This window comes from Sphingobium sp. B11D3D (genome assembly GCF_025961755.1).
Lineage (GTDB): Bacteria > Pseudomonadota > Alphaproteobacteria > Sphingomonadales > Sphingomonadaceae > Sphingobium.
This window is the reverse complement of record NZ_JAOQOG010000001.1, coordinates 735463-748864: the sequence shown is the minus strand read 5'-3', so window position 1 is coordinate 748864 and position 13402 is coordinate 735463. Positions and strand designations below refer to the sequence as shown.

General features: G+C 66.3%; 11 protein-coding genes. 8 read left to right on the top strand and 3 right to left on the bottom strand.

Annotated features, from left to right (window positions below):
* The first annotated feature begins 132 nt into the window (after positions 1–132).
* Positions 133–1632 (top strand): ATP-binding protein, encoded by a 1500-nt coding sequence (locus M2334_RS03525; RefSeq protein WP_264571269.1) that lies wholly within the window; start codon positions 133–135, stop codon positions 1630–1632.
* 17 nt (positions 1633–1649) lie between these two features.
* Here M2334_RS03525 and M2334_RS03520 read toward each other — a convergent pair whose 3' ends face one another.
* On the bottom strand, positions 1650–2132 hold the full coding sequence (locus tag M2334_RS03520) for a MarR family winged helix-turn-helix transcriptional regulator (RefSeq protein ID WP_264571270.1): 483 nt from the start codon (positions 2130–2132) through the stop codon (positions 1650–1652).
* Positions 2133–2230: 98 nt separating this feature from the next.
* Positions 2231–3133, bottom strand: coding sequence for a CmcJ/NvfI family oxidoreductase (locus tag M2334_RS03515; RefSeq protein WP_264604788.1), 903 nt, complete (start codon positions 3131–3133; stop codon positions 2231–2233).
* 139 nt (positions 3134–3272) lie between these two features.
* On the opposite strand from M2334_RS03515, the gene M2334_RS03510 reads away from it, so the two are divergent.
* From M2334_RS03510 to M2334_RS03495, 4 genes are all read left to right on the top strand, one after another.
* Positions 3273–4751: an MFS transporter gene (locus M2334_RS03510; RefSeq protein WP_264604787.1), complete on the top strand. Its 1479-nt coding sequence runs from the start codon at positions 3273–3275 to the stop codon at positions 4749–4751.
* Positions 4752–5033: 282 nt separating this feature from the next.
* Positions 5034–7613, top strand: coding sequence for a TonB-dependent receptor (locus M2334_RS03505; RefSeq protein WP_264604786.1), 2580 nt, complete (start codon positions 5034–5036; stop codon positions 7611–7613).
* A gap of 107 nt (positions 7614–7720) precedes the next feature.
* Positions 7721–8719, top strand: a complete 999-nt coding sequence (locus M2334_RS03500) for a hypothetical protein (protein WP_264604785.1) — start codon at positions 7721–7723, stop codon at positions 8717–8719.
* The gene (locus M2334_RS03495; protein ID WP_264585741.1) at positions 8716–9294 is read left to right on the top strand and encodes a nuclear transport factor 2 family protein; all 579 of its coding nucleotides are present in this window, start codon (positions 8716–8718) and stop codon (positions 9292–9294) included. The genes M2334_RS03500 and M2334_RS03495 overlap by 4 nt, the downstream gene beginning before the upstream one ends.
* Before the next feature lie 155 nt (positions 9295–9449).
* Here M2334_RS03495 and pyk read toward each other — a convergent pair whose 3' ends face one another.
* The gene (gene pyk, locus M2334_RS03490; protein ID WP_264604784.1) at positions 9450–10907 is read right to left on the bottom strand and encodes a pyruvate kinase; all 1458 of its coding nucleotides are present in this window, start codon (positions 10905–10907) and stop codon (positions 9450–9452) included.
* A 98-nt stretch (positions 10908–11005) separates the two neighbouring features.
* On the opposite strand from pyk, the gene M2334_RS03485 reads away from it, so the two are divergent.
* From M2334_RS03485 to M2334_RS03475, 3 genes are all read left to right on the top strand, one after another.
* Positions 11006–11299, top strand: coding sequence for a DUF1244 domain-containing protein (locus M2334_RS03485; protein WP_181560605.1), 294 nt, complete (start codon positions 11006–11008; stop codon positions 11297–11299).
* Between the two features lie 59 nt (positions 11300–11358).
* A complete protein-coding gene (locus M2334_RS03480; RefSeq protein ID WP_264604783.1) occupies positions 11359–11781 on the top strand; it encodes a hypothetical protein in 423 nt (140 codons plus the stop codon).
* Positions 11782–11940: 159 nt separating this feature from the next.
* Entirely contained in the window at positions 11941–13290 is a 1350-nt protein-coding gene (locus M2334_RS03475; RefSeq protein WP_264604782.1) for a PepSY-associated TM helix domain-containing protein, read from the top strand.
* Positions 13291–13402: the final 112 nt, after the last annotated feature.

Genomic DNA, 13402 nt, shown 5'->3' with positions numbered 1-13402 from the left:
CTCGCAATTGCAACATGAGCCGGCGGCAATTCGGCGCATAAGCCCTGCGTCGATTGGCGCGGACGGGTTGTCGCGCGAACAGCACAGCCAACCAGCCCTTGCCCCCACGCCGTCCATGGCTATGACGGCGCGGTGACCTCTTCAATCGTGATCGGGACGGATGCGCATGGCGCGCCGGTGCCCATGGACATGGAAGAACTGCTGGCCACCCGGCTGCTCGTTCAGGGCAATAGCGGGTCCGGAAAGTCGCATCTGCTGCGCCGGATGCTGGAAGAAAGCGCCGGCCTGCTGCAGCAGGTGGTGATCGACCCGGAAGGGGATTTCGTCACGCTGGCCGAGCCGTTCGGCCACATCGTCATCAACGGCGCGGCGCATAATCCCGGCGAGATCGAGACGCTGGCGGCCAAGGTCCGGGCCCGCCGCGCCTCCGTGGTGCTGGCGCTGGACGAGCTGGAGCTGGAAGCGCAGATGCGCTGCGCCGCTCAGTTCATCGCCGCCTTGTTCGATGCGCCCCGCGAGCACTGGTATCCCGCTCTGGTGGTGGTCGACGAGGCCCAGATGTTCGCCCCGGCCGCCGCTGGGGAAGTGGCTGACGACATCCGCCGCATGTCGCTCGCGGCGATGACCAACCTGATGTGCCGAGGCCGCAAGCGCGGCCTCGCCGGCGTGATCGCCACCCAGCGCCTTGCCAAGCTGGCGAAGAATGTGGCGGCGGAAGCCTCGAACTTCCTGATGGGGCGCACCTTCCTCGACATCGACATGGCGCGCGCCGCCGACCTGCTCGGCATGGAACGGCGGCAGGCCGAGCAGATCCGCGACCTAGAGCGCGGGCGCTTCCTCGCGCTCGGCCCGGCGATCAGCCGCCGCCCCGTTTCCGTGAGGATCGGCGCGGTGAAGACCAGCGCACGGACCTCTTCCCATTCCCTCATTCCCCTGCCCGGCGAGCCGACCAGCGACCTTGAGGATCTGCTCGCGCCGCAACCTGGCGAGGAGCAGCCCGAACTGTTCGCCGCGCTGATCGCGCCGCCCCCGGCCGTCGACAACAGCGCCCGGCTGGAGCGCGAAGACCCGCCCACTGCCGAGGGCCCCTTGTCTGTGGATGAAGAGTCGGCCGTCGAGACAGCCAGTCCTGCCGCCACCGAGACGCCGGACCGCCCTGCCCGCGAGCCGGTGATCCGCGCGGTTTTGGCCGACATGGCTGCGGAAGAAGACTGCACCTATCGCTCGACCGCCGCGCTATTCCAGGATTTCGCGGTGCGCTGCCGGATGCAGCGGATCGGCAATCCCGGCATCGATCTGCTCAGCTTTCGCCGGCGCTTCGCGGTCGCCGTGGCGGGTGGCGAGGAGGATGAAGACCCGCGCTGGCAGGCCGCGCTCGCGCTCTCCAGCCGGGTGCAGGACGATGTGCTCGCGCCGTTCCTGCTCATCGCCCGCGCCGCAATCAAAGGGCAGCCCTGCCCCGACGACGAAGCGCTGGCCCGCGCCTATGGCACGCGCTCGGTAGGTCGAATCCGGCGGTTGCTGGATTATCTGGAGAAGGGTGACCTCATTGTCGTGCGGACCGACTTCGGTGGGCGGCGCTCGGTTGGCATTCCCGAACTCGGACTGACCACCGCCCCCGCTGAAGGCTGACCGCCGCCAGGATGGCGCTAAGCAGCGGCTGGCGGAGACTTTTGCATCGCCTCATAGGCCCGGCGCAGCAGTTGCTGCAGCGTCTTCACCTCTTCCTCAGACAAGGCATCATGAATCGGCTGCTCGACGTCCTGGGCGCGGGCGATCATCTGCGCGGCAAGGCGCTGGCCTTCGGGCGTGAGCGACAGCGTGTTGCGCCGCCGGTCCCGCGTCGAGCGCATCCGGCGGGCAAGACCGCGGGCTTCCAGATCGTCGATGATCGCCACCATCGCCGAGTCGTCCATCGCAACTTCCCGCGCGATTTCGGATTGGGAGCAATCGGGATTCGCCTCGATCAGTGCCATGGTAGAGAGGGCGCCGTGGCGAAGGCCGAAGGACGAATAGACGTCCACGATCCGCACCGACAGCTCATTCCGTAACAGCCGAACGACTGTGCCCACTGCCTGATCGAGCGCACCCCAGTTCAGGCCGGTCTCCTCCGGCCGCTTCCCGTCTTTCATAACACTCCCCTTCGACCCGGTGCCTTATTTGGCTTGCCGCTTGTGTAACTTATAGCAATGATTGTGGTGCCCGACTATTTGGATCGTGGACCAAAGGGCTATTCAAAAAAGGCGATGCTCCGGCATTCGATGCTCTCGCGCGGCACCGGGTCGGGCAGGCTGTCATCCCAAAATGCCGTGTGCGGCACCCGCCAGGCGCCGCTGCGGTCGCTATCGTGGAATTTGAACAGCAGGGCTTCATCCCGCACCATGTTGGAGAAATACCACCAGCGGTGAGCGGGATTGTGCCGGAAGATGTGCGCAGCCGGTTGGCGGTCATCGTCCATCGGCGCGAACATGGCGTCGCCTTCGGGGATCTTGTCGACGATCCACAGGATATTGGTGGTGCCCTCATCATCGCCGACACTGCGCGCATCGCACAGGGCCAGCGGACAATCCTGTGGCGGCGGCGAATAGCTGCGCCAGAAGCTGGAGACGATGAACCGGCGGAACCCCGGCCCGTCCGGACGGGCCTTGCGGTAGGCGATCTCGGCGGCGCGCTGCTGCCGGGCGGGATCGGTATCGACGTGCACCTCGCCAGCAGGCGGCTGTACGCCCTCGGCATGGCGATAGGGCGCGTCCAGCTTCTTCTGCCGGCTGGCAAGATCGCCGGACGTGCGGATCATCCAGCCACCGACGACGACGAGATCGGCGCCGGTTGCCTGTTGGACATAGCGGGAGACCTCGCCCGGGTAGACGCGATTGACCTCGTCCCGGTCGGTGAAATCGGCGACGTCACTCGGCGCATCGAGCAGCACGAAGCCTTGCCGGTCGAGCGTGAAATGCGGGCGGATGGCCCGCGCGTCGCGGATCGTGACGGGGAATGACCCGTAACGGCCGGTGTTCACCTCCACCCCGGCGGAGACGAACCGCCGATTGATCGCGGGGCCGGGCAGCAGATATTGAAGCTGCGCCTCGACGCTGCGCACCGTGGCTTCGGGATCCATGACCTCGTTACTCATAATCTGCTCTCCTACGCGACGCCCGACTCTTTTGCCGCACCATGGCAGGCTATCCCGCTCCCCCGCAAGCGCCTGGATGGGCGACTATTCTTCGGTACCTCTTGGCGAACGCGCGCTCGCCTGTCATGGCTGGCGCAGAATGAGTTTGACTAACAATCCGTCGGAGGGGGAAGCCAGCATAGCGTCGGACGACGCCGCGGCCTTGCGTCGATCGCGGCTGGCCGCCGTCGTTCTGGCCGCAACGTCCTTCATGGTCGCCATCGATCTGATGGTGCTACTGACCGCGCTGCCGCGCATGGCGCAGGACTTCGCCGTGCCGCTGACGTTGCTGAGCGCGACGATCACCATCTACATTCTCGTCACCGTGCTGGTGCTGCCGATCAGCGACTGGGTGGGCAAGCGCTTCGGCACGCGCCGGGTCTGCACGCTCGCGATTCTGGGGTTCGTGCTGGCCTCGCTGGGGGCTGGCCTGTCGCCCAATCTTCCGGTCTTTCTGGCGATGCGGATGTGTCAGGCGGCCTTTGGCACCTTAATCGTGCCGGTCGGCAGCATCGCCCTGCTCAGCATTACACCCAAGCGCTATCTTGTGACGGCGATGACGATCAGTTCCACCCCGGCCCTGATCGCGCCGGTGATCGGCCCGCCCATCGGCGGCCTCATCACCACCTTTCTGGACTGGCGTTGGGTGTTCTTCCTGAACGTGCCCACAGGCCTCCTCGCCTTTGTCCTCACCCTGCGCTTCATCCCCAATATCCATGCTGTCGAGCGAAGGCCCTTTGACGGGCGCGGCTTTGCGCTAGTCGGCGGGTTCCTCGCCTGCATCATTGCCGGGTTCGAGCGGCTGGGCGCCAAGGGCGGCGGCTGGCAGCAAGGGCTGCCGCTGATCGCGCTCGGGATTTTCCTGGGCTGGCTGTGCTTGCGACACATCCGTCGCGTGCCCCACCCGGTCGTTCCACTCGATGCGCTGCGCCACCGCAGTTTCTTCGTTTCCACGATCGGCGCGGGAATGCCGGCGCGTACGGCCTTCATGGCAACCGCTTTCATCATCCCGCTGATGATGCAGGTCGGCCTCGGCCTTACGGCCTTTCAGGCCGGGCTGCTGCTGCTCGCCCAGAATGCCGGTGACCTGGCGCTCAAGGCGATCGCGACGCCTTCGGTACGGTGGCTCGGCATCCGGATGGCGCTGACCAGCGGCGTGGTGACCATGGCGCTCTCCTTTGCCGCCTGCGCGCTGCTGACGCCCACCATGCCTTTCTGGCTGCTGGTGGCGATTATGGTCTTCGTGGGCATGGCCCGCTCGGTCCACATGACCGCGATCATGGCGCTGCGCTTTGCCGACGTGCCGCAAAGCGAAGTCGGCGGCGCGACGGTGCTCGGCAATATCGCCAACCAGATTTCGCAGGCGCTGGCGATTTCCGCCGCGGCCGCCCTGCTCAACCTGCTCTCGCTCGGTGTCGCGGAGCCGACCCTCGCCGATTTCCAGATCGCCATGCTCGTCTTCGCCGGCCTCGCGTTGGCCGCCGCGCCTTTCTACGCGCGCCTTGCGAAGGATACCGGCGCCGCCGTGACCGGGCGCGAGACGCGGGGCCTGCGCGCGATTCGCAGCGAGGAGGTTTAGATGAGTGCTACAGCCTCCGCGCGACCCCGCTGCTTTTCCGTCTGCGTCAAAGCGTGGCTCTATCTCAGTCAAAGCCTCGCTTCGGGCAAAAGGATAGTGAGCTTCCTAGCCAACGGACGGACGGGGCGCTCCATGAGAGCCTCGCGCCGCGTCGTCTGGCTGCCGGTCATTGCGTCTCAACGGCGACAGCCGCCCGACCTTTCCGCCTGACAGAGGCGGGCAGGCGGCTCGCGCGGGGACGAAGAAACGACCGGCAAAGCGAAGAGGAGGGGAGATTCACCAATGAACAAAGTTCGTCATAACCGCGCACGCACCGTGTCGCGCATGGCGCTGAGCGCCGGGACGATGTTGTCCGGCGCGCTGATGCTCGCAATGCCGGCAATGGCCCAGACCGCCGCGCCGCAGGGCGCCGCCGAGGGCAATGTCGACGACATCATCGTCACCGCACAGATGCGTGCGCAGAATGTGCAGGACATTCCGCTGGCAATCACCGCCATCAGCGGCGACCAGCTCGAAGCCCGCAGCCAGACGCGCCTAACCGACATCACCGCGCAGGCACCGAACGTCATCCTGCAGCAGAACCCCTCTGGCTCGGGCAACTCGATGCGCGCCTATATCCGTGGCGTGGGTCAGGGCGATGCCAGCCCCTCGGTCGAGCCAGGCGTGGGCATCTATGTCGACGATATCTATTTCGGCACCGTCACGGCCTCGGCCTTCGATTTGACCGACCTCGAGCGCGTCGAAGTGCTGCGCGGCCCGCAGGGCACGCTCGCCGGCATGAACTCGCTGGGCGGCGCGGTGAAGCTCTACTCGCGCAAACCGGAAGGCCGAGGCGGCTACGTCGAACTGACCGCCGGCTCGCTCAACCGCCGCGACATCAAGGCGAGCGCCGACTTCACCGTGGTGCCCGATGCCGTGTTCGCCCGCATCACTGGCGTGTCACGCAACCGCGATGGCCATGTCACGCGCTACGATTATGCCTGCCTCAATCCCAACGATCCCTATGTGCAGCCGGGCACCAGCGTGGTGCAGCCGGGCGGCGCGGCGATCCCCAGCCTGGCGTCGGGCGGCAATTGCAAGCTCGGCACGCTGGGCGGCCAGAGCATGTACGCCGTGCGCGGATCCTTGCGCATTGCGCCGGTCGGCAGCCCGCTGGAAATCAACCTCTCCGGCGACTACACCCACGACACCTCCACGACGCAGGCCTCCGTGCTCATCGCCAGCGCCGAGCTGACCGGGCGGCAGAATAACAGCATTCCCTATCAGGGCGCGCCGTTCGACAACCGCTTCGTGACCTACGGCCAGTATCGTCGCGCCGGCGCGGTGCTGAACGATCCCTATGCGACCTACGCCAACTTCTACGATCCGGGCGTGACCTATCGCGCGGCGACGACGGCGTCTGCGGGTGGCCCCGGCACGGCCGGCGCGCCCAATGGCCCGACCTATGCCGAACCCCTGAGCGGTGTGAAAGGCTGGGGCGTGTCCGCCGAGATCAACTACACGCTGGGCGACAATCTCGCGCTCAAGTCGATCACCGGCTATCGCAAATATGATTCGCGCAGCTCGGACGACAATGACAACTCGCCGATCGCTTTCATCGGCGGTGTGTACAGCGACTTCTCGCACAAGCAGTTCAGCCAGGAACTGCGCCTCTCGGGCAAGGTGCTGGACGATGCGATCTCCTTCACCATCGGCGGTTTCTATTATGATGCGGACACGCGCTATAACGCCCGCATCCACACGCCGTTCTCGGGCTTCGGCGAATATGCCGTTTCCCCCTGTGGTGGCGCGCTCCCGGCGTGCGTGATCGCCAAGCCGACCTTCTCGTTCATCAACGACGATACAGCCAGCCTGCGCACCTATGCCGGCTTCGGTAACGTTGCGTGGAACATCACGCCCGCGCTGACGCTGGAAGCCGGCATCCGCGTGAGCCATGAGAAGAAGGACTATCTCTACAACCGCCTCAACCCCAATGGGGTCGGCGATTATCTGCCGCTCAGCAACGCCACCAATCCGCTGACCGGCCAGGTGGGTACCTACAAGGAAACGCTGACCGACTATCGTGCGGCGCTCTCCTACAAGATCACGCCCGACATCATGGCCTATGCGCAGTTCGCGACCGGCTTCAAGGGTGGCGGCGTGGCGCCGCGTCCGTACAGCTTCCAGCAGATCCGCCCGTTCGGCGCGGAAAAGCTGAAGTCGTATGAAATCGGTATCAAGGCGGACCTGTTCGACCGGCTGCTGCGGATCAACGCCAGCGGCTTCCGCATGGACTATACCGACTATCAGGGTATTCCGCAGGTCTGCCTCGACTCCAACAACAATCCGCTCCCGGTCAACCAGGGCGGCGTACCCGGCCTGTGCGGCCAGTATCTGAATATCGGCGATGCCCGCGTGAACGGCTTCGAGCTGGAAACCACGCTGCGTCCGGTCGAGGGTTTCACCATCGACGGTTCGCTCAGCCTCACCGACTTCAAGTTCACCTCCATCAACTATCCCACGACCTCCATCGTCGTCGGCGCGAGCCGGCCGGGCGTGGGCAAGTGGAAGTGGAGCCTGGGCGCGCAGTATCAGGCTGATCTGGGTAATGTTGGCACGCTGACACCGCGCATCGACGTCTCCTATACGGACGGCTATTGCGGCGACTTCCTCTGCACGCCGATCGCCATCGTGGACAGCTACACGCTGGCCAATGCCCGCCTGACCTATGAGACGGTGGACAAGGACTGGTCGGTCGCGCTGGAAGTGACCAACCTGTTCGACAAGCTGGTCTATCTCAACAAGTTCACGAACGCCTGGTATGCGACGGCTCAGCCCGGCCTGCCGCGCCAGTGGGCCGTGACCGTGCGCCGCAAGTTCTGATCAAGCGGTGCGCAACACAGATTGATCCGATAGAAAGAGGAGGAGAGGGGCAACCCTCTCCTCTTTGTCGCTTGGGCGACAGCAGAATGATAAATTGGGAGAGTGGCATGACATATTGGCGGACCGGTTCGAGCGCATTCCTTCTGTCCCTGCTGGCGATGACCGTCCCGGCGGCCCTCCAGGCCCAGCCGAGTTCCGCGCCGCCGCCGGGAGTCGGCGCCGATCTCGCCGCACAGGCCGCCGTCCAGATGATGGAAGAAAGCCGGGCGCCAGACAGCACGGGCACCGGACCGTACAAGGCCATCAAGCGGCAATATGAGAATTTCCCCGGCTTCGTCGTCTATCAGCCCGCCGATCTGAGTGCACTCGGCGCTCGCAAGATGCCGGTCTATATATTCGGCAACGGTGCCTGCACCGAAGACGGCGCCTCATCACGCCAGCATTTGCTGGAGGTCGCCTCCCATGGCTATCTCGTCATCGCGCCGGGCGGCATCTACAGCGGCCCGGGCGTGACCGTCACGCCGCAAAGCTGGGAGCAGCATCGAGACAAGACGCGCTACCAGCAGCTCGGGCAGGCCATCGACTGGGCCGCAGCCGAGAATGGTCGCGCGGGCAGCCCGTTCAAGGGCAAGATCGACACTGCGCATGTCGCGGCCTCTGGCTATTCCTGCGGCGGCATTCAGGCGCTCAAATATGCGGGCGACAAGCGCGTCAGCACCTTCGTCATCATGAACAGCGGCATCATGAACGGTCCGGTCCCGGGCGGCTCGGGTGAGATGTCTGCGCAGAAGAGCCTGCTCCAGAAGATCGACAAGCCAACCCTCTATGTGCTCGGCGGCAAGACGGACATCGCCTACCCCAATGGCATGGACGATTATGCGCGGCTGACCCACGTCCCCTCCGCCGTGATCAACACCGACGTGACACACGCTGGCACCTATGCCGAGCCAAATGGCGGACGCGCGGCGCAGGCAGTGGTGGCGTGGCTGGACTGGCAATTGCGCGGCGACAAGGCGGGGCGAGCGTGGTTCGTCGGGGATGATTGCAAGCTGTGCAGCGATCCTGCGTGGACGATCGAGAGCCGCAAGCTGGACATGTTGCCATGAGCCGGTTGTTGCGGGCAGCGCTGGCTCTGGCGCTGATCGCGCCCAGTGTGGCGATGGCGCAGCAGGGTGGCGCTCCTGACAGAGCGCTCGCCCAGCGCGTGCAGATGCTGGAGGACCGCGAGGCGATCCGCCGCGCGATCATTGCTTATGGCGAATATCTCGATGCGCGCGATTATGCCGGCTATGCCGGGCTTTTCGCCAGCGACGGGACTTGGTCCGGCGGGCTGGGCAGCGCCACCGGGCCGGCGGCGATCCAGAAGCTGCTTGAGGAGAAGCTGGGCAAGCCGGAAGCGGGCTTCGTCAATAAGCGCAGCTTCCACCTCGTCACCACCGAGGTGATCGACGTGACCGGCGACACCGCCATCGCCCGCTCCCGCTACATGTTCTACACCGCCGACGGCGAGGGCCGCCCCGCGACCACGCTGGCCGGGCGCTATGTCGATCATTTCGTGCGCGAGAACGGCGCCTGGAAGATCAAGACGCGCACCAGCCACGGCGTGATCCCATGGCGCGATGGCGACAATCCAGAGCGCCCACCGCTGCCGCCGCAATTGCAGGGCGCCGTGAAGAACTGAGGGGCAGGACGACGTCGCCGGCTCGCCCTCACCCTTCGTCATTCCCGCGAACGCGGGAATCCAGTTCGGCCTCGCGTTGACGAGCAGCGTTGCAGCTGGATTCCCGCGTTCGCGGAATGACGGGGGTTAGGTGCAGAAGGCGCGCCCGGAGCGCCTCACTCCTCGCGGTGGGTGCGCAGCTCGTCGCCCCGAATGGTCGCGACATGGAGCACATTGGTGGACCCCGGCGTACCGAAGGGGACACCGGCGAGCACGATGATCTTGTCGCCTGCCCCCGCAAAGCCGTGGCGCATGGCCATGCGCTTGGCCTTGCCGATCATTTCCTCAAAGCTGCCGATATCCTTGGTGCGCACGGCATGGACGCCCCACATGAGGCCCATGCGCCGCGCGGTATCCATGCGCGGGGTGAGCGCCAGGATGGGCGCGCCCGGCCGCTCGCGCGCGATACGCCGCACAGTGCTGCCCGAGGTGGTGAAGCACACGATGACCTTGGCCGAGACCGTGTTGGTGATGTGCTGGCTGGCGCCGGCCAGTGCGTCCGACGTTGTCGGGTCCGGCATGGTCTTGGTGAAGTGCAGCCGGTCCAGATAGCCCGGATCATGTTCGACGCTGTGGGCGATGCTGTCCATCATCGCCACGGCTTCCTCCGGCCAGTCGCCCGCCGCCGTCTCCGCCGAGAGCATCACTGCATCCGCGCCATCATAGACCGCCGTGGCGACGTCCGACACCTCGGCGCGGGTCGGCGTGGGCGCCTTGATCATCGATTCCAGCATCTGCGTGGCGACGACCACCGGCTTGCCCAAGCGCCGGGCGCTCTCCACGATCTGCTTCTGCAGCGGCGGCACGGCATAAGGCGGCAGCTCGACGCCGAGATCGCCACGGGCGACCATCACCGCGTCGGACATCTCGACGATTTCCTCCAGCCGCCCAAGCGCGGCTGGCTTTTCGATCTTGGCGAGCAGATAGCCATAGCCACCCATCAGCTTGCGCGCCTCGGCCAGGTCATCAGGCCGCTGGACGAAGCTGAGCGCGATCCAGTCCACGCCGGCCTCGATGGCGAAGGAAAGATCGCGCCGATCCTTCTCGGTCATCGCCGCCATCGGCAGCACGACGTCCGGCACGTTGACGCCCTTGCGCTCGGACAGCGAGCCGCCGACCTCGACCAGCGTATCGATGACATCGTCACGCACCGCCCGCACGCGCAGGACAAGCTTGCCGTCATCGATGAGCAGGCGCATCCCTTCCTGCGCGGCGGCGAAGATCTCCGGGTGCGGCAAAGTGACGCGGCTGCTGTCGCCGGGCGCGGGGTCGCGATCCAGCCGAAAGGCGGCGCCCTTTTCCAGAAAGACCGCGCCCTGCGCGAAAGTGCCGATCCGCAGCTTCGGTCCCTGAAGGTCCGCGAGGATGGTGGTCGGGCGGCCGAATTCCTTTTCAAGTCCCCGGATGATCGCGACATTGGCGGCATGAACGTCGTGCGTGCCGTGGCTCATGTTCAGCCGGAAGGCATCGGCGCCGGCCAGGAACAGCTTGCGGATCATCAGCTCGCTGCTGCTCGAAGGGCCGAGGGTCGCCAGAATGCGAACCTTGCGGGTGCGGGGAGTGAGCTTCTTCATTTGGCCTCTTGCTTCGGTGCGTTCTCTGCCCACATGGCGAATGCCGTGGCGGCCACCGGCGTGGCCCGAGGTTGGAACCGGACATGAAGGTGCAAGCAATGACGATAGACACGCTCGATGACAAGACAGCGGCAGAAGCTTTTCGCCGGCTCGTCCACCATCTGCGTCACCGCACCGATGCGCAGAATGTCGATCTGATGGGTCTGGCGGGCTTCTGCCGCAACTGCCTGGCCGACTGGGTGGCCGAGGCCGACGGCACGTTGGACAAGGCCGCTGCACGCGAACTTATCTACGGCATGCCGCAGGATGAGTGGAAGACGCGCTACCAGACCGAGGCGACGCCTGAGCAGCTCGCGCGGATGAAAGATAGCGTGGCGAAGAACAATCACTGAGCGACGGCACGTCTAAAAAGCCGTTTCTCATACGCGGCGCGATCCCGTAAAGCGCGGACATGCTCGCGCGCCTGACCCGCACTGATACCAGCATTGTTACCGGCACCGGGCAGGCCCATGGCCTGATCGCCGCGTGGCTGGCGCTTGTGCTGCTCGCGCGGCTGCTGGTCCCGGCCGGTTTCATGCCCGCCGTGCAAAACGGGCCCGCGGTCGTGCTCTGCACCGGCGCCGGCATGGTCACCGGCTGGATCGATGCGGACGGCACCGTCCGCAAGCAGCCGGACAAGCAGAACACCGCCCCGGACGCACCCTGCGCCTTTGCCGGGATCGGCGCCTCGCTGGACAGCATCCCGCCCGTGGTCGCGCAGATCGCCGTGACGATAGTGACGGTACCCATCCTCAGCCCGAGCACGGCCGTGAGCATCGGACGCGGTCTGGCCGCGCCGCCGCCCCCGCAGACCGGCCCGCCGCATCAGCCCTGACGCTCCCCTCGCTGTCGCCTCGCGCGACATCCCCATTTCGGCACGCCCCCGCGCGCTGCCCGTCAAGGCTGACCCTTTCATGACCCGATTGCTCTTCTGCTGCGCAGCCATGCGCCGCCCTCCCCTCGCCCGTGCGCCATTGTCCGCCGGAGGCCGCCGATGAGCGCGCGCTCCAAGACCGGCGGCGGCTTCTATCAGGCCGTGTGGCGCTGGCATTTCTATGCCGGGCTGATCGTCCTCCCGGTGCTGCTGTGGATGGCGATCACCGGCGCGCTCTATCTCTACAAACCGGAAATCGAACGGCTGGTCTATGCGGACTGGTCGCATGTGACGCCAAAGGATGCGCCCCAGCCGCTGAGCGAGATGATCGCCACCGTCGAGCGGGAATCCGGCCAGCAGGTGAGCCAGATCCAGCGGCCTGCCGAGCCGACAGAGAGCTGGCGCATGACCCTGCAGGGCGCGGACGGCGCGCGCCGGCTCGCCTTTGTCGATCCCTATCGCGGCAAGCTGCTCGGCACCGCGCAGGCCGGCGGCATCATGCAGACCGTGCGCGATCTGCACAGCCTCATCATCACCGGACCGGTGGGCAATGCGCTGGTGGAGATCGTCGCCGGCTGGGCGATCCTGCTGGTGCTGACCGGGCTCTACCTGTGGTGGCCCCGGCGCGGCAGCCCTGTCATCGGCCTGCGCGGGCAGGCGCGCGGGCGGCTGTTCTGGCGCGATCTGCATGCCTCGACCGGATTGCTCGCCGGCGGGGTGATCCTGTTTCTGGCGATCACCGGCCTGCCCTGGTCCGGCTTCTCGGGCAAGCAGTTGCAGGGCTGGGTCGCCCGTGCGGAGCTGGGCCGCCCCAAGGCGCCCGGTCCCAATCCCTGGGAGGCGCCGGCACCACGCGCGCATCACGGCCACGGCCATGACGAGGGCGCAAAGCAGAGCCTGCCCTGGTCGATGCAGGAAGCGACGCCGCCCGCCGCATCGGGCAGCGACGACATCGGCGCCGACCGGGCTGCGGAGATCGCCGGCAAGCGCGGCCTCGCCGCCCCTTGGACGCTCACCCTGCCGATGGCGGACGGCGCGCCCTATCTCATCTCACAGTCCGTGCGCCGAGCGCAGGATGCGCGTGCTATCTACATCGATCCGGCGAGCGGCGCGGTCCTGCAGGATGCCCGCTTTGCGCATTTTGGCATCGGCGCGCGGGCGATCGAATGGGGCATCGCCACCCATCAGGGCCAGCAATATGGCGAGATCAACCGCACGCTCATGCTGCTCGGCTGCCTCGCGCTGATACTGCTGTGCCTCACCGCGCCCGTGCTCTGGTGGAAACGCCGCAAGAACGGCCGGCTGGAGGCGCCTGCCCGGCCCGCCGATCCCCGCAAGGCGCGCGGCGTCGCGGCGATCATGCTCGCCATCGGCCTGTGCCTGCCGCTAACCGGCCTCACGCTGGGGGCCGCCCTGGCGCTCGACATGCTGATTGGACGCTGGCGACACGGAGCCGCCCTGGCGGGCTGACCAAGCGATGAGTCGTGATACCGCCGGAACAAGGGCGGTTGTGCGGCGTTATTCAGCACGAGCCGGCGCGATACGTGCCGGTCGCTTGTTTGATATTACGAGGATGAGTCCG